Origin of the sequence: uncultured Cohaesibacter sp. (genome assembly GCF_963556055.3) — a bacterium.
Lineage (GTDB): Bacteria > Pseudomonadota > Alphaproteobacteria > Rhizobiales > Cohaesibacteraceae > Cohaesibacter.
On the sequence record NZ_CAUVYE020000031.1, the window covers coordinates 453,042 to 471,579 of the forward strand.

General features: G+C 49.8%; 12 protein-coding genes, 3 pseudogenes and 2 riboswitches. Of the genes and pseudogenes, 6 read left to right on the plus strand and 9 right to left on the minus strand.

What is annotated here, in order from left to right; all coding sequences use genetic code 11:
* Positions 1-91 precede the first annotated feature (91 nt).
* A pseudogene (locus tag ACHZB8_RS21565) lies at positions 92-313 on the plus strand (ribonucleotide-diphosphate reductase subunit beta); the annotation flags it as partial.
* A 65-nt stretch (positions 314-378) separates the two neighbouring features.
* Here ACHZB8_RS21565 and ACHZB8_RS21570 read toward each other — a convergent pair.
* The 4 genes and pseudogenes from ACHZB8_RS21570 to ACHZB8_RS21585 all read right to left on the minus strand — a co-directional run.
* Positions 379-2,292 (minus strand): SLC13 family permease, encoded by a 1,914-nt coding sequence (locus tag ACHZB8_RS21570; RefSeq protein ID WP_316863329.1) that lies wholly within the window; start codon positions 2,290-2,292, stop codon positions 379-381.
* A 301-nt stretch (positions 2,293-2,593) separates the two neighbouring features.
* Positions 2,594-2,802, minus strand: a riboswitch (cobalamin riboswitch).
* 108 nt (positions 2,803-2,910) lie between these two features.
* Positions 2,911-3,585, minus strand: a complete 675-nt coding sequence (locus ACHZB8_RS21575; RefSeq protein ID WP_316863330.1) for an anaerobic ribonucleoside-triphosphate reductase activating protein — start codon at positions 3,583-3,585, stop codon at positions 2,911-2,913.
* Positions 3,578-5,824 (minus strand): ribonucleoside triphosphate reductase, encoded by a 2,247-nt coding sequence (locus ACHZB8_RS21580; protein ID WP_316863331.1) that lies wholly within the window; start codon positions 5,822-5,824, stop codon positions 3,578-3,580. The genes ACHZB8_RS21575 and ACHZB8_RS21580 overlap by 8 nt, the downstream gene beginning before the upstream one ends.
* Positions 5,825-5,967: 143 nt before the next feature.
* Positions 5,968-6,200: riboswitch (cobalamin riboswitch) on the minus strand.
* Positions 6,201-6,530: 330 nt separating this feature from the next.
* Positions 6,531-6,647, minus strand: a pseudogene (locus tag ACHZB8_RS21585) (IS5/IS1182 family transposase); the annotation flags it as partial.
* A gap of 641 nt (positions 6,648-7,288) precedes the next feature.
* Here ACHZB8_RS21585 and ACHZB8_RS21590 point away from each other — a divergent pair.
* The 5 genes from ACHZB8_RS21590 (at position 7,289) to ACHZB8_RS21610 (ending at position 12,637) form a co-directional block, all read left to right on the plus strand.
* Positions 7,289-9,136 carry an ABC transporter ATP-binding protein gene (locus ACHZB8_RS21590; protein WP_316863332.1) on the plus strand — a complete coding sequence of 616 codons (1,848 nt, stop codon included), beginning with the start codon at positions 7,289-7,291 and terminating at the stop codon, positions 9,134-9,136.
* A complete protein-coding gene (locus ACHZB8_RS21595; protein ID WP_316863333.1) occupies positions 9,129-10,958 on the plus strand; it encodes an ABC transporter ATP-binding protein in 1,830 nt (609 codons plus the stop codon). The genes ACHZB8_RS21590 and ACHZB8_RS21595 overlap by 8 nt, the downstream gene beginning before the upstream one ends.
* A 23-nt stretch (positions 10,959-10,981) precedes the next feature.
* Positions 10,982-11,674 carry a TetR/AcrR family transcriptional regulator gene (locus ACHZB8_RS21600; RefSeq protein ID WP_316863334.1) on the plus strand — a complete coding sequence of 231 codons (693 nt, stop codon included), beginning with the start codon at positions 10,982-10,984 and terminating at the stop codon, positions 11,672-11,674.
* Positions 11,675-11,842: 168 nt separating this feature from the next.
* Positions 11,843-12,133, plus strand: a complete 291-nt coding sequence (locus ACHZB8_RS21605; RefSeq protein ID WP_316863335.1) for a hypothetical protein — start codon at positions 11,843-11,845, stop codon at positions 12,131-12,133.
* A 12-nt stretch (positions 12,134-12,145) separates the two neighbouring features.
* Positions 12,146-12,637 carry a (2Fe-2S) ferredoxin domain-containing protein gene (locus tag ACHZB8_RS21610; RefSeq protein WP_316863336.1) on the plus strand — a complete coding sequence of 164 codons (492 nt, stop codon included), beginning with the start codon at positions 12,146-12,148 and terminating at the stop codon, positions 12,635-12,637.
* A 728-nt stretch (positions 12,638-13,365) separates the two neighbouring features.
* Here the strand turns inward: ACHZB8_RS21610 and ACHZB8_RS21615 are convergent.
* From ACHZB8_RS21615 to ACHZB8_RS21635, 5 genes and pseudogenes are all read right to left on the minus strand, one after another.
* A complete protein-coding gene (locus ACHZB8_RS21615) occupies positions 13,366-14,634 on the minus strand; it encodes a hypothetical protein (protein WP_316863337.1) in 1,269 nt (422 codons plus the stop codon).
* Between the two features lie 17 nt (positions 14,635-14,651).
* Positions 14,652-15,431, minus strand: a complete 780-nt coding sequence (locus ACHZB8_RS21620; RefSeq protein ID WP_316863338.1) for an ABC transporter ATP-binding protein — start codon at positions 15,429-15,431, stop codon at positions 14,652-14,654.
* Positions 15,424-16,488 carry an iron ABC transporter permease gene (locus ACHZB8_RS21625; protein WP_316863339.1) on the minus strand — a complete coding sequence of 355 codons (1,065 nt, stop codon included), beginning with the start codon at positions 16,486-16,488 and terminating at the stop codon, positions 15,424-15,426. Before ACHZB8_RS21625 ends, ACHZB8_RS21620 begins: the two co-directional genes overlap by 8 nt.
* A 126-nt stretch (positions 16,489-16,614) precedes the next feature.
* Positions 16,615-17,709: an ABC transporter substrate-binding protein gene (locus tag ACHZB8_RS21630; RefSeq protein ID WP_316863340.1), complete on the minus strand. Its 1,095-nt coding sequence runs from the start codon at positions 17,707-17,709 to the stop codon at positions 16,615-16,617.
* A 456-nt stretch (positions 17,710-18,165) separates the two neighbouring features.
* Positions 18,166-18,486: pseudogene (locus tag ACHZB8_RS21635) on the minus strand (integrase core domain-containing protein); the annotation flags it as partial.
* Positions 18,487-18,538 lie beyond the last annotated feature (52 nt).

Here is an 18,538-nt window from a genome sequence, read left to right on the forward strand (position 1 = left end):
GACCATCACGCAGCCGGATCCACGAGCGAGATGTATTTGGGCGGAACTGGCGTGGCAGAACCGAAGGCTGCATCATCCAGTGCTTGCAGATACGGAAGACATAAAATCCTTCCTGCACGATAATGCCAATAAAGCCCTGATGAATCTGGACTATGAAGGTCTGTTCCTTGCTGAGGCTTGCAAGGCCAATCCTGCGATCCTCTCAGCCCTCTCAGCGAATGCAGATGAAAACCACGATTTCTTCTTCGGTTCAGGTTCCTCCTATGTCATTGGCAACGCCGTGGCAACCGAGAACGAAGATTGGGATTTCTAAACCAGTTTTTCCAGCCAATTGAGCGAGCGGCCTCCCCCGCTCGCTTTTCTGTTTTTGGATCTGGATCAGAACGGCAAGAAAATCGGGATGATGAAAGCTGCGACAATGATAGAAAGCAGCTGCAAGGGAACTCCAATGCGGACGTAATCCATGAAGCGATAATTGCCGGGGCCCATGACTAGCGTATTGATGGGTGAAGCCACAGGCGTGCAGAAAGCCGTGGATGCTGCAATTGCAACACTCATGAGCATGGGTTCTGGACGAACTCCCATGATATTGGCAACTTGAAATGCCACCGGAGCAATCAAAACGGCTGTCGCCGTATTGGACGTAAACTGACTGAAGATCGATGTTAACAGGAATAAAGCGATCATCATCATAGTTGGAGAATTCGATCCAACCAGAGTCATCATATAATCTACGATCAGTGAGAGACCACCGGTTTTGTCGAGCGCAGTCGCCATTGGAATCATGCCGGCAATCAAAACCAAACTGGGCCAGTTGATCGACTCATAGGCCCGCTTGGGCGAAACACACCCTGTGCAGACCATCGCAGTGGCGGCGCATACAACGGCAGTCACGCTGGGAACAGCGCGGAAAATGATGAGAGCCAACATGACAGCAAGAATAACCAACGCGATCGGTGCCAGCTTCCGCTTCGGAAGGTAGTTTTGCATTTCTTCAGGAAACGCCAGAAGAAGAAAATTCTCACGATCCGTGCGCAATTTTCGAATATCGTCCCATTCTCCCGCAACCAGCAACTGATCCCCAAATTCAAGTTCGGTGTTACCAAAATTCTCGTGAATGGGCACGCCCCTACGCATTGCGCCTACAACACTCAAACCATGCCTGGTTCGGAAACCGGCGCCTGAGATCGTTCGTCCGACAAGGTCGGATTCTTGCGGGATAACCAAATCGGCCATGCCGAGTTCACGAGCCGAGAGGTGATGATTTTGTTTCTCAATTGCAGATAGCTGAACACCCAAAATGGACATCATTTCATCGCCCAGTTTTTCGTCCAAAACACCAAAAAGAATATCACCAGACTGGAATTCCAGATCAGGATACGCTGGTTGAACAAGTGCTTTGCTACGAGCGGGGTTGACCCGTTCAAGAGCAAAGATTGTCAAGCCTACTTTGCGACGCAATTTGGCGCTCACAACGGTTTCGCCGATGAGCGGTGATGTTTCCCTCACAGTGAGGCGAACGATTTTGTCTTCAATGGCATAGGACCGAAGGAGACCTTGCAAGGTCCGGCGGCCTTTGTTTGTTACGCTTTGCCCGCCTGTTTTTCTTGGCAAAACAAATCGTCCATAGACAAGCATATGAATGATCGCCATTGCCAACATCACAAGCCCTATAGGTGTGAAGATGAAGAAGTTGAAAGGCTCCATACCTGCCTTGAGCAATTCAGCATTGGCGACCAGATTGGGGGGAGTACCAATGAGCGTCAGCATGCCGCCGATCAACGCCCCATAGGCAAGCGGCAGGAGCAAACGCGACGGAGAGATATTTGCCCTGTTTGCCAGACGAATAGCTATAGGAATAAAGATCGCGCCAGACCCTGTGACGCTCATCACTGAGGCCAAAGCTGCGACTGCAAGCATGAGCAAGACGATGAGTTTCCATTCCTCATCTCCGGCGATTTGAACAATTTTGTCGCCAACTGCATATGAAATGCCGGTCTGCGCGAGCGCTTCGCCCACAATAAACAAGCCTGCAATCAGGATGACAACTGAAGAGCTAAAGCCCGCCAGCATTTCCGATGACGAGATAATGCCACTCAAGCCAAGCGAGAGCATAACCAGCACAGCAACAAGATCGAGCCGCAACTTGTCGGTGACAAAAAGAACCACGGCGGCAGCGAGCACACCGAAGGTGAATATCATATCCCAAGACATGAACAAAATTCCGTTTTTTGGAGTATCAAGGCCTAACCGGCAAGAGCTATCAATGGATTGAAAGACTATCGATGCCATCTGCCTTCATCCGCAGCCGGATGAAAAGGTTAAATGCAAGAGGTACTTTAACAACGCCAATGCGATCGGGTTCGCTCCCAAGGCACCACGGGCAGATAGCCACATAGTTGTGCGGTCGGGGGAGTATTCGAATAGCTATTCGAAGGTTTCGGAAAATTGCTTCTGCTAGCGAAGAGCATAATCCCGTGCTCCTGTTGTGGCGGAGCATAGGGGCGGGAGGACTGTATACACAGCTAGATACTTCGCCGACTAAACACAGCAAAGCACTTGAGACTTCCCTCCTCCAGGACACCCCGCCCGGGTTGATCTAATGTGCATCGGCAGGTCTCCTGGCTTGCGGATCGACATATTCTCCCACCTTCCCGGATGTTTGATTTTCCAGTGGCGTATCGGGGAATACTCTTCGCTTACAGTTGCGGGGACAGCTCCGGATTTGTGACACGCCAAGGACGTGAAACGCACCGAATTCCCTTTTCATTCCATAAGGAAACCGATATTTCCTATTGTCGTTATCAAACAAATCCTGTCAACAAAAGTATGGCAATTTGGCATAAGGGAGGGGTTTTGCGCTTCACTAAAATCTCCTGCAAAACATATGTGTCTCAATGAGAGTGACAGTCAGGCAGTCTGATTGATCGCTTTGTTCAATCTTTCCTGATCAACCCCATCAGGCCGGAATTTTTGAAGTTTCAGATTTGAATAACCAAGAGCGTGAAGCTCCCTTTCAAGCTTTTCGAGCATGGAATCGGTCAATAGATCCTGATGCACGGTTGTTCGTAATTCGAAATCCACACCGCTATCTTGCAGTAGAGCCAGACTCTCAAACGCCTTTGGTCCACTTCCCTTTGCGCAAGTAATCTTCTCATAATCGCATTGAGAGGCTTTGATGTCGAAGCCGACCCAATCCAGGAAAGGCAGTATTTTTGCAAACCGTTTAGGATAAGGTCCTCCGGTATGAAGCCCAATGCGAAATCCCATACCACGAACGCATTTTATAGCTGTAGCCAATCCAGCTTGCAGCGTTGGTTCTCCTCCCGAAAATACCACGCCATCAATTAGCCCGCGACGGTTTTCCAGAAAGGTCACAACCTCTTCCCAGTTATGCTTGCCTCTTACATTTGAAGGGATCAGGGCGGGATTGTGACAATAGGGACAGCGCCAAGGACAGCCTTGGCAGAAAATTGTTGCTACGATTTCTCCGGGCCAATCGCAAAAGGAAATCGGTTCGAAGCCGCCAATTCGCAAATTGGCGGCTTCTCCTTGCTCACCTGAGCCGCGGTAAAACTCAGGCAAGCTCAGATTCCTTGAAGGTGCGGCGCTCTGCATACTCGCCCTTCTTTCCCTTATTGAAGGAAGAAACAGGGCGGTGATAGCCCATGACCCTAGTCCAGATTTCGCATGGCTGACGCTCGGCATTTAGCAACTCGACGCCCTCAATCATGACAAATTCATTGTCCGCCTTGACCACATCGTCGATTTTCAACTCACCAACAGCCCGTTTCTGCGCGACTAGATCGGCATCACATTTGGGGCAATACTCATGTTCGCCTGCAATGTAGCCGTATTTGGGGCTTATCGAGAATGTCGGTGAGACGGTGATGTAGGGCAACTTGAAATTCTCAAGAGACCGCCGCACCAGTTTTTTGCAAGCCTCGGCCGAAGAAACTCTTGATCCCATGTAGAGATGAAGTACGGTGCCACCGGTATATTTGCCCTGTAGGGCTTCTTGCGCTTCCAATGCTTTGAACGGATCGTCGGTATAGCCGACCGGCAATTGGCTTGAGTTGGTGTAATAGGGTTGATCCGGCGTTCCCGCTTGCAGAATTCCAGAAAAGCGCTTCTGGTCTTCGCGCGCGAAACGATGTGCGGTCCCTTCTGCAGGCGTTGCCTCCAGATTGTAGAGATGGCCAGTCTGTTCCTGAAACCGTACAATTTGTTCGCGCACATGATCCAGGAATTTGAGCGCGAAAGCATGCCCCCACTCTGTCGTGATGTCCTCACGGCCTTCGGTGAAGTTCCGGATCATTTCATTGATACCATTGACGCCCAACGTGGAGAAGTGATTGCGTAAAGTGCCCAGATAGCGCTTTGTATAGGGAAATAAGCCCTCATCGATCAGGCGCTGAATAACCTTGCGCTTGATTTCAAGGCTATCACGCCCCATAGCCAAAAGCTCATCAAGACGTTCAAACAAGCCCGCTTCATCACCTTTATGCGTGTAGCCCAATCGTGCGCAGTTGATCGTAACCACGCCAAGGGAACCGGTTTGCTCGGCGCTTCCAAACAAGCCGTTACCACGCTTGAGCAATTCGGTGAGATCCAGCTGTAAACGGCAGCACATCGAACGCACCATATTCGGCGTCAGGTCCGAATTGAGGAAGTTCTGGAAGTAAGGCAAGCCGTATTTGGCTGTCATTTCGAAGAGGCGCGTCGCATTCTCACTTTCCCAAGGAAAATCGGGAGTGATATTGTAGGTCGGGATCGGGAAGGTAAAGACACGCCCCTTAGCATCACCGGATGTCATTACCTCCATATAGGCGCGGTTGATCATATCCATTTCAACCTGCAAATCCCCATATCGGAACGGCATTTCCTTGCCGCCAATCACCGGCACCTGATCTTTTAGGTCATCGGGACAAACCCAGTCGAATGTGAGGTTGGTGAAAGGGGTCTGCGTGCCCCAGCGCGAGGGTACATTGAGGTTGTAGATGAGCTCCTGAATGCTTTGAAGCACTTCCTCATAGGAAAGATTGTCCTTGCGAATAAACGGCGCCATATAGGTGTCGAAGGATGAGAAGGCTTGTGCTCCTGCCCATTCATTCTGGAGGGTCCCAAGGAAATTGACGATCTGCCCAACCGCGCTGGAAAGATGCTTCGCAGGAGCAGCCTCCACTTTGCCTGGCACGCCATTGAGACCTTCGTACAGCAGGGTTCGCAAAGGCCAACCGGCGCAGTAACCCGACAGCATATCAAGATCATGAATATGGAGATCGCCAGCCCGGTGCGCGTCTCCGATTTCAGGGGCGTAAACATGGGACAGCCAATAGTTTGCAACCACCTTTCCAGATACATTGAGGATCAATCCACCGAGAGAATAGCCCTGATTGGCGTTCGCATTCACCCGCCAGTCAGAGCGATCAAGATACTCGTCAATAGAAGAGATCACATCAACCGTGATCTCTTTGCCCTTGCGCAATTTTGCATGCTGCTCACGATATACGATATATGCGCGGGCGGCTTCGAAATAATCCTCTGAAATCAGAACCTGTTCGACGATATCCTGAATGCGTTCAATATCGATCTGTTCTGCTCCGACCAAACTGTGGCGCAGAATTTTGATCACCTGCCCAGTCAACCGTTGGGCCTCGCCCTGACCAAATGTTACGGTCGCTTCTCCTGATTTCAGAATCGCGTTTTCAATGCGCTTTCTATCAAACGGCGCACGCACGTGATTGCGATTAACCACCTCTTTGGGAAGACTTTTCTTGATGGAAAAAGGAAGAGCGATTTGTGAATCGTAAGTATCTGTCATATTGCCGCCTTTTGCATTTGACGGCACATTGCGAAGACGCAGGACAGAAATGGGCTGCCTTCAAAGCCTCGGTTCGCATGCGAAAGCGACCGCTGAAGTCAATGACCCGCAACATCTTTGCGCCCGCCGGAACGCCCCGCCATTGGACTCTATCTGGTCACGGCAGGTCTCCTGGCTTACGGGTCTTCGCCTTAGTTCAGCCTTCCCAGGATAATTCCCAGTGACTCATGCAGAACAAGGCTCGCCGCTTACAGTTGCGGGGGCAGCACCGGACTCTGCTCATACACCCAACTATAGTAGGTCATTGAAAGCATCACCGATTTCCCTCTTGGCTTTTGAACTTGCGACTCAAAAGACCGTGACACCTTATGTTGTCTTCTGACTGGTTAATAATTCAATATGTAGTAGTGCGGCCTTCGTGATCATACAAAAGCCAATTCACAGAATTTTGCGCAATTCCCACGAATAAGATCGTTTTGAAATAGAGTTGCTCGCTTTGTTCTTTCGGCTAGGAGAAACTGCGAAAGGAAGGGCACGCATGAGCCGAAAGCCTAGCGTCCTATCACAGCTTTATCCCACGCAAACTAAAAGAAGCAATCCATCAAGAGATTCAATATCGTGCAAACCAAGTCCGACCTTAGTCACCATCGACGTATTTTCATGCTGCGGCAGCACATAACTAGCTGTCTGGTATTATCCCGCTTATCTAGGACCTGTTAACAAACTGATTGATCCAAAGTCTTGCTGATACGATATGAATGAAGCCCAGATAGCTTTGGGCCGTTTTATCGTATCGAGTTGCCAATCGTCTGGCATCCCTAAGCTAATTGAAAAAGAATAACAAGGATGTCTTGCAGGTTCCAATATTTCAACAATTGCATAAAGTTTAAGCGGGTGGGGGTATCGGTCACCCAACAATCCAAATAGCCATGCGCCGATTGCTAGCCAGCCATAAAAACAGCCATAACGATGCTGCTCGCCACCACCGTGCTGCCAATGAGGGTGGCTAACATTCGGCTCCATGCAATTTCATATACTAGTCCTGGGACTCCGGAAAAGAAAAAGGCCAGTCCTAGAATCCAAGGCATAATCAAAACACTCAAATTTTTAATACGTGCTGAATTTATAACTCAACCAATTGAGGGCAACGCTTAAATTTATGAAAAAATTGAGTTTTTGTCACAAAGTATGTTTCTTTGAAATCCTCTCCCGTTCAAAATTGTATCTAGCCCTCAAAATACGTATTAACTCTGATAAGTCATGTGTTGAGCATCTCATTTTGCACGAAAGGGTCGAATAATTAGAAACAGTGTGTTGCAAATTTTGCGAAATGGGTGTCTGTTATCGATTGACCAACTCCAGGACCAAAAAACTGTGCCGTTATTTGCCTGATTGAATTTGGAATCACGGAGTTTACGGCATCTGCGTTTCTCTAGGCATTATGCTGTAATTGGAGGTCCTATTTTGACAGCCATTGATATTGACTCTGACCTAGCACCCGAACCGGGTATTGGGCAGGAAGAATGTGCGAAACCGGACTATCTGGCCAGCCTGAAATTGGTTGCCGGTTTTCTGCGACACGCCAAGTTAAAACTCTCATTTGCTGTTTTGCTGGCTACACTTTCAGTCGCCCTTGAACTTGTTCCGATATGGATTGTCTATCGAGTTGCAAACGACTTGCTTTCTGGCATTTCCATCGATCTGAACCAAAGCCTGATCTATGCGGGGGCGGCTTTTGTTGCAATAATTGGTGGATACGGGGCATTGGGATTATCTCTTGCTCTGTCTCATATCGTCGCTTTTGATGTTATCTTCAATTTGCGGATGGCTCTGGCCAGGCATATGGCGCGACTACCACTGGGATTTTTTTCATCTCGAAAGAGTGGTGACGCCAAAAAGCTGGTCATTGACGAGCCAGAAAGACTCGAGCTTATTTTAGCCCATGGCATTCCCGAGGGAATTAGCGCTCTGGCAACATGGCTGGCCATATCGATATGGCTGTTTGTCGTTGACTGGCGGATGGCGTTTGCCAGCATCGTTTCAACCCTTTTTTCCTTTGTCCTGATTACCTCAGCCATGCAGAAGGGGCGGCAATGGTCTGGTGCCTATATGATCGCCGCCCAGAGGATGAACGGATCTATCGTTGAATATCTCTCTGGCATGCCCGTGGTGAAGATCTTTAACCGAACTGGCGAAAGCTTTGCCGAGACACGAGACGCCGTCAATGAATATGCAGAGATTGAAACGCGATGGGCGGAAGCCTTTGTTCCAATGGGAGCCGCTTTCTACAGTCTTGTTCTCTCAAACATTACTTTCATAGTACCCGTTGGTTTGTTCTTAATGGCCGCAGGCCAGCTCGAACTTTCGGCCTTGGTGTTCTTTGTCATCCTCGGGGCAAACTATAGCCAGCCATTGCTGAAGCTGTTCAACCAATTTCATGAACTGGCTCATATCAGTATGGGCTCTGAATTGGTGAAGAGCATTTTTGATACGCCTGAACAGCGTGACAGCAAACAGACGCAGGTGCTCAATGGCCATGACGTGGCATTCTCCAATGTCAGTTTTGGCTATGAAGGTCAGGATGTTTTGCATGACGTCAGTTTTACCGCCAGGTCCGGATCGATCACCGCTCTGGTTGGCCCTTCAGGATCGGGTAAAAGCACGATAGCCAGTCTTGTGCCACGTTTTTGGGATGTGGGCACAGGTCGTGTCTCCATAGGGGGTGTCGATGTTCGGGAGATGGATCTTGCCCAGTTGATGGACAGCGTCGCCTTCGTTTTCCAGGACACCTTTCTGTTCTCGGACACGATTGCGGCCAATATCCGCTTTGGTAAACCCGAAGCAAGTGATGAGGACGTGATTGAAGCGGCCAGAGCTGCCCGCGCTCACGAATTCATCATGGCCTTGCCCGATGGCTATGAAACGCATTTGGGAGAACAGGCCAAAAAACTTTCCGGAGGCGAGCGCCAACGCATCGCAATTGCCAGGGCGATCCTCAAAAACGCGCCGGTTGTCGTCCTTGACGAAGCAACCGCCTTTGCAGACCCGGACAATGAAGCCGCCATTCAGGAGGCGATTGAAGCGCTGACAGTCGGTAGAACGCTCATCCTTATCGCTCATAGACTGCATACAATTCAGGGCGCGGACCAGATTGTTGTCGTTGACAAGGGAAGGATAGTTGAGACAGGCGACCACGAAACGCTTCTTTCCAACAAGAAACTCTATGCCAGCCTCTGGCAAGATTATGTGGCGGCCCGTTCAATCGATTTGCGCGTTGGCGCCAAGGTCAGGAAAGGACACGTCAATGACTGATACAACAATGACAGGTGCGAGCAAGGCCTCTTCCGATAGCATTGACCATGAAATTCGTTCTGATCTGGCCAGTCTCAAGCGGATCTGGGTTCTGGCGGGTCCCTTACGCGGCAGGGTTCTGGCGAGCATCATTTATCGTTTTTTGCAGTCCTTTAGCCTCGGGCTTGCCTTTGGCGTCACGATCATGGTGATCAGCCGCCTGATAAAGGGAGAGGAGATGACCTTTTCGTGGGCCTGGCAGGTGACAGGCTTGATGGCCCTTTCCCTGTCTGGACAGCTTGTTTTCGGTTATCTGTCGTCAATGCGATCATGGCTTTCCAGTTACAAACTGGCCAGCCACATGCGTCTTGGCATGCTGGACCATTTGCGCAATTTACCCCTCGGTTTCCATCTCTCGCGCAACAAGGGCGACACGGTGACCGTATTGACCACAGACATGCAGATGCTGGAAAGCTTCATGTCTGATGCCCTGCTGCGCATAGCGCAGGCTTTTGGTCTGCCTGTCGCTGTTCTGGGGTTCCTTTTCTATCAGGATTGGGCCGTTGGTCTGGCCGCCCTTGTGTCTATTCTTGCCGGAATCCCGGTCTATCTTGCAACAAGCCGGTGGCTCGCACGTCTGGGCATCCAGCGGCAGGATATGCAGGCCGAGGCGGCCGCGCGCATGATCGAATATGTTCAGGGCATTTCTGTTATTCGCGCCTTCAACCGGATAGGCAAGGGGCAGGAAAGCTTTCGGGCGGGCCTGAAGGCCTTTCGCGATATATCGATCAGGATGGTTGTTCAATTGTCCACGCCTTTCGTCGTTTTTTCGGCAATCATTATGCTTGGCGTGCCTCTGGTTATCCTTACATCTGGCATGCGTTATGCTGATGGTGCGATCGATGTTTCGATCGTCATAACGGCGCTCGTCCTGGTGTTCTCGATCTATACACCAATTGTTGGTCTGGTCGGCGTGATGGAACTGACCAGAATGGCCGATGCGTCCCTGACGCGGATGGACCGTGTTTTAAAGGCTTGCCCTTTGCCCAGAGCTCAAGCCCCACAAGAACCGGATGGATTCGCCATTCATTTTGAGGACGTGCATTTCGGCTATAACGCGGAAAGAGAAGTTCTCAAAGGGCTGTGCTTCGATGTCCCAGAAAACAGCATGACCGCCATTGTGGGGCTGTCTGGTGCAGGCAAGAGCACAATTCTCAATCTTCTGCCCCGCTTCTGGGATGTGACATCTGGTTCCATCACGATTGGCGGGGTTGATGTTCGCTCAATGGATGAAGGTGAATTGAGCCGACTAATCACGGTGGTTTTTCAGGACGTCTATCTGTTTTCTGGTAGCATTTTTGACAATATCGCCTTTGGGCGAAAGGGCGCGAATCTGGACGATGTCGTCAAGGCGGCCAGGGCGGCCCAGGCACATGATTTCATCATGAGCTTGCCGGACGGTTATGACACCAAGGTCAATGAAGGAGGACTTTCCTTGTCGGGGGGAGAACGCCAACGCATTTCCATTGCGCGGGCCATCCTCAAGGATGCGCCCATCATCCTGCTGGATGAAGCCACCGCAGCGCTGGATCCGACCAATGAACGGGCCTTGCAGACCGCGCTTGGCGCTCTGGTCCGGAACAAGACGCTCATCGTGGTTGCCCATCGTCTTTCCACGATCAAGTCAGCCGATCAGATTCTGGTTATTGATGATGGCCTTGTTTGTGAAAAGGGCCATCATGATGACCTCGCCAGGGCGGGCGGACTATATGGCAAGCTTTGGCAACACTGGACAACGGCCGCCAAATGGAGGATTGGTAGGAACAACAAGCCAACAGCGTAATCTCTCCTGCAAGTGATGCAAACATGACGCCCAGTTCCAGACAAGCCGCACAAACCACGCACGTCGGCCGTCCTGCCAGAATTTCCCGGCAAGATATTGCCAGAGCCGCTCTTGCCATCGGCCTGGATAAGGCCACGCTCACCGCGATCGCAAAGGAGCTGGGCGTCGATCATTCCTCCCTATACCGCCATATCAAAAGCCGAAATGATATTCTGATTGCCGCCATTGATCTGGCGGTGCAGGAAACAGATTGGCAATTGGACTCTGATCATCCAGACGGAGAGAACTGGCGCGATTTTGCGGCCTCTATCGCTGAAGCCTGTTGGGATCTGTTTCAGCTTCACCCCGGCATCGCCAAGGCTATTCGAAATCTTGAAGTAACGCCTCCCTCCATGATTTGCATCTTTTCAGCCTGTTGCCAACGCCTGGAAGTTTTTGGCTTTTCAGCCCAGGAAGCAACATTGATTATGGATAGCATCATGGATATGACCAATGATTCATCGATCGGCTGGCAACATATGCAAAGCAAGGGAGAGAATGGTACACCAGTTTCTTCTTCTCTTGCCCGTTCCTGGTGTGAAATGAGCCAAAAGGAAGTCGCCCTGTCGCCCTATATTTCCGTCATGACCGATATCATAAAAGGCGAGCCCAAAGATTGGTGGCGACAAAAACTGGATCTGATTTTGGATGGCGCGGAGCGTTTGCGTAAAAGATAGACTGAAATATTGTCAACTGCGCAGAAAATTTCGATGTCAACGAGGTCTTGAGAGATCAGCCGAATTCTTCTTTCCCTCCCATCCATTTGGTAAAAAAGCAGGATCCGCTCGCTCGGGTCGAGGTGAGATGTCCTGTCGCTGGACAATATCAGGTGGAGACGCTCGTCGGTGAAGTACAGGCCTATCCATATGTGTTGTCGATGGAAAGAAGAGAGGTTCGATGAAACCTGTCATTCTGTTGCTGGCTTTGCCGCCATGGCTGCAAAGCCCAGAGAGGAAATGCAAGAATTGTATGATGCCGTTGCGGCAAAAAATCCTGAATATGTCGTCACCTATGCCTTGCAGGAACCAGGAACACCGTCGCTGCGCGCCCGTCTTGGCGAGCTTGCCACTCACAAGGTGCCCGAGGTCATCATCGTCTCGCTCATCCTCCCGATGGAGCCGGCTTTTCCCGGCTGAATCAGAAAATCGGTGCATCGCTGGATCGAACAACGCGGTGAAGCTTTCTTCCCACGCATCAGGATCGCGCATCCTCCCATCAGCAAAATTGACAAGCTCAACGACATGATCGAGGTGCTGACCTTTACGGCGGATGAAAGCAACATTGGTCAGGATCGGGGGAAGGTGTCAAAGGGAATGGTCGTTCCCAATCAGAAATACCGTCTTGTCTGCATGGGTGGGGCCTGTAGTGACGCCGGAACGAGCGCCATATACAGTCATGCTTGGTCTGAACAGGACAAACTGAAGCTGAAGAACAGCGGCGCTGGCATGATGAGTTGTAAGACCAGCTGTCTTGGCCCATGCAGCCTTGCTCCTGTCGTTCAGGTCTGGCCGGAAAGTACGATATGTGGGGGCGTGAGCGAGGATGACATTGATAGCATTTTGGAAAGCCACATCAAAAATGGAAAGCCAGTTGCTGATCTCAACTATCCTACGAGTGGCAAGAAACAGTCGTTGAAATGATTGAGCCTTTCATCTGCCTTAAAGTGGATATGAAACAAGCACAGCGCCTATATTTGAGATTATTGCGGAGATTTGAGACAATCCAGCACTCTGACATGCCTATTGAGCAACCTATCTCTTTGACAGGCTGGTAGACAAGAAAATCGCACCAAAACAAAATTCTGGCATGGCGTTGTCACCTTTATGGAAGACGATTACTCCCAAAGCGCCTCACACGGCCAGAACAGGTGAACTATCAATGGCAGATCTCCTGTTCAGGCCATGATAAATTTCGAGACAATCGTCAAAGCTCTGAGACCTCCACACACCAAGTAAATGCACGAACTACTTCAAAATGGCCGGACATAAGGTAATTTAGCCCAACGCTCTTTGTAGGGTGTATTACATCCAAGCAAATACCACGATGTGAAGTTTTTTACGCTTCAATATACGTCCATTCGTGAAGCGTTAGGAAAATGACGCTATCGACGTAAAGGTTTTTTTTAACATAGCCACTTATGAGCCCAAAATACGTTTTATTGAACCCAATACAGCTTAACTCCATCCCTACTTGCGACTGTTGTCACTGCCGCACAATGAGCCCTTATGGAAGTTCTCGGAAAGATTCACAGTGTCCGCCTCGTATTGCCGATTGATGAAAAAACGACAATGGTCGAGTTTTTGAAAGAAAGCGGGCATACTGCCCGCGATTTTTTTCAAAAACAGAAAGCAACATGGTTCTCGCTCTGTTACGAATGCAGCTCCTTGCCAATTCGATCTGCTTCCTCTCTAATCCACTCAATACATTTATTGAGGAAATTCATCGTGATGGTAACTTCGCCAAAGCCAGCATGCTCTTCAGGGTCAAGTGTCATGACCATAAGCTTGCCATCAAAATTGCTCTCATCAAGTAAGATAACTGCGCGCTCGGGTTCACCATCACACAGCAGACTGCGCTGCCCCGGTAATGGGTTAAACACCCCGTGGAAATGCCATTTCATGTCATCCAGTGTAATGCCTTGGAACAGAGCATGATCTTCTTCAACGATTCTTAGATCCTCGGTCTGCACCCGCCCTTTGTCCCATGTTGAGGGATCATTGGAATCATATTTCACCGTAACCGGGCGCTTCTGCCAAGTCATTTCCGGCAACCATGGCACAACCATTTCACCAAAGGAGACAATGGTGCGCCCTTCATTGAGGAACTGACGGATTTGGGGTTTCATCCGGTAAAGAACTTCCTGATTGGACTCACGTGGAATAACCAGCACTCGATATTTGAGCAGATCCGTTGTTTCCATACTGCACATAGGAAGCAGTTCAAAATCGTCGACGTAGTCGGGCCTAGTGAAAATATTGTGCTGAAAATGCAGCCCTGAATAAGCGACTGCGATGGGCTTTTGCTTTCTTTTGGCACGAAGGCGCGGTCCTTCTTCCCCAATCCAATTAAGCATATTGGTCAGTGCGCGTTTTGCACCGCTATCATTTGAGAAAGTGTGGCAGAAGACATCGAACTGACTACCGGCTACCACAATGCCTTTGGTAGAGCTGTGGTCTTCATAAAGGATGCAATCACCACGGTCATTACGGATCAGAACATTTGCGCCTTCTGGCGCTTCAAGATGACCATGACAACACAAGCCGTTTATGCCCTTGTGCCAGTGTAGATCATCAGATGAAATGCCCTCCAATATCGGGTGGTCGGCAACCTTGCTTAGCGGCTCGTCATCTTCAGGCGTAAAGCCGCCATAGGTGCACCCGGGCAGCCATTGTTGCCAATAGTCGCCCAAGGCGACTACGATACCGGGCATATTGAGGTAATCCTCGATTTGCTGGCGGCAGGTGGCCATAAAGGCCTGGTCAGTCGAGCGAGGAAAGATCACACCATCATAGGCGGATAGATCGGTTCGCGGCAGATCGTAAATATCTATAATATCAAACCGCCCCCTAAATTCAGGCATATTCATCGTTTGATGTTGAAAGCTAATACCAGAATAAACAACGGCAATACGGGCCATTCTACCCTCCCTTTTGATTACTGATTGAATGAAGCATTGTTTTGATCCGAAGCTGAAAAGACAGGAACCACGGTTCGGACACTCTGGTTGGCATGATTAAAGGCGACGTTCCGCACCTCCATGCCATAGAGGCGACTGAGATTTGCGTCACACATGACGTCGTCAACCGAACCGAACTGGAAGTCCGCGGCGCCATGCATCAACAGAGCCTTGTTGGCGCTATGCAAGGCATGCTGCGGATAGTGTGAGGTAAAAATAACCGTTAGCTGTCTTTGCCGTGAAAGCCGCTCGACCGTTTGCAAGATCACCTGCTGGTTTTTGAAATCAAGCGCAGAGGCCGGCTCATCAAGGATGAGAATGTCACATTCGGCAGCGAGAGCCCGCGCGATGAGAACAAGTTGACGCTGTCCGCCACTCAAGTCAGAGAACTGCCGTTTCTCAAATCGTGCAAGACCCAACTGAGCCAGCGCCTCACGGGCTTTAGTAAAATCTTGACGGCTTGGCGAGCGAAACATACTGATCTGCCGTGCGCGTCCCATGACCACCATATCGAGAACAGAATAAGGAAAGGCAGGGCTGGTGTTTTGCGGCACATAACCAATCGTTCCCGAAGCCTCGATGCAACCCTCTTTAAGCGCCAACACGCCAAGAATGGTCTTGAGCAAGGTTGTCTTGCCTTGTCCGTTGGGACCGAGAATGGCGAGAATATCGCCCTTTTCGAGATGAAAAGAACAATTCTTGAAGGTCCAGCCTTCTTCTAAATTGTAGAAAAAACCAGCCTGTTTTGCATTAATCATTCTTCCATCCTCTTGCCTGGTTACGACGCAACAGAACAGCGAAGACCGGAGCACCGATGATTGCGGTAATGACGCCGAGAGGAATTTCCGAGGCCGTGGCAGCACGGGCAACATCATCAATGATGACGAGATAAAGAGATCCGATCAGTGCCGAGGCTGGCAGCAGTACACGATTATCCGGCCCGACGATCATGCGGGCGATGTGGGGAACGACCAGCCCGACCCAGCCGACGACACCGGCAACGGCAACTGATGTCGCGGTGATCAATGTGACGCAAACAAGGATCAGCCAACGGGTTCGCTCCGCCCGAACCCCCAGCGCTTGTGCTTCCTCATCGCCAAGCGAGAGGAGGTTGATGCGAAAGCGCAGCAAATAGATGACAGAGGAACTGAGCCCGACCACTCCCAGCAATAGCCACATATCATCATATCCGGCACGGGCAAAACTGCCCATCAGCCAATAAACAATAGCGGGAAGCTTATCATCCGGGTCGGCGATATATTTGATGAGACTCACCAAAGCCAGAAAAAAAGCGCTGGTAACGACGCCGGAAAGAACCAGCATAAGAATAGGCGTGCGACCATTCATTCGGCTGATGAGATAGACAATCACCATTGCCAACAAGCCGAACAGAAAGGCCGAACCAATCAAAAGCTGATTGCTATCAGACAACAGAATCGCCAACACACCACCGAAAGCAGCACCTGAGGAAACACCGATATTCTGCGGCTCTACAAGAGGATTGCGAAAAGTGCCCTGAAGAGCTGCCCCAGCCAAGGCTAGTCCAGCTCCGACAATCGCCGCAGTGAACACACGCGGCATGCGAATCAACTCGACCACACGATATTCAACATCACTCCAACTTTGCTCAAGCGGACAAATATGGGAAATGAGAATAGTTAGCACCTTGTCGAAAGGTACAAAGAAACGTCCAACCCCAAAGGAAAAGACAAGGGTGAGAACAAGGAGTGTGGTCAGCAGTAGCCAAAAGGCAGCGCCTTCTCGAAGAGATATGATTTTGCCGCGATGACCGACCCCTGCGGAAAGAAATGCCATTGGAATAGGAGCTTTTTGAAAGGAGGAGAATCCAGACCTGTCACGCCCAGAATGATCACTTTAACACTTGCCACAGCCTCGCAAGGACCGTGACAAGTGAGAGAATTGAATTGGCGAAAAAGCCGATCACGAACCAGAGAACTGGCTATAATTGGCTGCCGAGCCATTCATTTTCATGCGCAGAATGCCATCAATTTGCTGCTCGCTCAGATCATAGTTATAGATAAAGCGATATTTCTCTGCGATATCTTTGCGCAGTGGCCAATCAAACCGGTCGGGATGGAGCACCATGCTCAGCCATTCCCACATCAAAGGGCTTTCCTGATTGGGTGGGTCCCAGCGGTAACCACCGAGTGGAATTTTATAGACGCGCTTATTCTTGACAGCGCTTACCCCTGCTAACATCGGGTTTGTATAAACATCATCGACCGTCAGCTCACCTTCAAAACCGTTCAGCAAGATCACTTCAGGATCCCAAGCGATGATCTGTTCAATATTAACCTCTTTAAAGCCGCTTAAATCCTGACCGACATTCTGGCCACCAGTGAGATTAATATAGAAATCATTATAGGTACCCTTGCCAGCCACGCTGAAAGACGAAAGAAAGCGAAGGAAATAGGCGACCCTTGGCTTTTCAAGGCCAGGAATCTCTGCAACCTTCTTGGCAATGGCATCCTGCTTTTCCTGCCGCCATGCAATAAGAGCGTCAGACTTGTCTTTCTTGCCCAGGATCGTACCCATGATGTCGAGCCACTGTCGCGCATAGGTTTCCGTACCATATTTGAAAGTTACGACTTTCAGTCCTGCATCCTCAATGGGTTTGACAACATCGCCCCCCAGATGCGCCCATTGGAAGACAAGATCGGGATTGACCGACAGCAACTCTTCAACATTGGGCATGAAGCCTTCACCGACGATATCGCTACGGATATCCATCGCCTCAGGAAAGATTTCCTTGAGCACCCCCTCCTCGAGGGCACTTTTGGATTTGGAATGCATACCAACCAGCTTGTTACTGCTGCCATCCAGCGCCATGAACATAGAGGCGGCCGGAATCGGGATGGTAACAACCCGCTTCGCCGGCTTCTCAAGAACAATCTGACGATCACTCTGATCCGTCACTTTGATTGCGTCGTCAGCCAACGCAACCCCGGATGCGGTTGTAAATGCCGTCAGAGCAAGGGCGACCCCAAGACCGATTTTATAGTGTGATTTGCTCATTTGAACTCTGCCATTTTCCAAGAAATCAACATTCAGGATCTCTGGAAATTTGCCCAAACCTCGTAACTCGCTCTTTCAAAAAGAGAGGATTCGAAATCAATGAATTTTTGTAAATGACAATCATTGTCATTAATATGAGTTTTACATACTGGTTTTATTTCGGTCAAGTCAATGTTTGTGATTTGGGGAATTTTATTTGAGAGTGGCAAAAAACCTAAGGAAAGAAATTACAAAGAAATTACTATGTATCGTATAACGGAAGATGACACTAATTGGGTGAGATCCGCCGGATCATGCCAGAACTAGGTGATGGTTTGGAAGGCAAAACCTGTCGTCAGCATCTTGCTGATGGCAACTCCGGACCTGTTGATCAGACACCGAGGCAATTGTATAGGCATCTCGGTGTAGTAAAAAGAAATTGCAACAAGACAAGCGAAGCACGATGAAGCGCGCCGGTTATTTGCTTCTTGCAGGTGGTGCCAAAGATTTTCGCACTTTCCGTTTCAGGCCACGTCTCCCTGAGATTGATTTCGCTCTGCAAAGAATGGCTTTGCCTCGGCCGAAATAGACGTCAGCAGGTGCAATATTTTTCAAGCTTTTGTGGTAACGACGGTGATTGTAGTGGTTGATAAAGGATTGGATCTGCGTTTCTAAATCACATGGCAGAAAGTAATTTTCCAGCAAAAACCAGTTCTTCAAGGTTTGATGCCACCGTTCAATCTTACCCTGTATCTGCTGGTGATATGGAGTGCCACGAGAATGATTCATGTCTTTGGCGATCTTCGCTGAAGAACTACACCCATTACCTGATGTTTACTTCATACCCTCC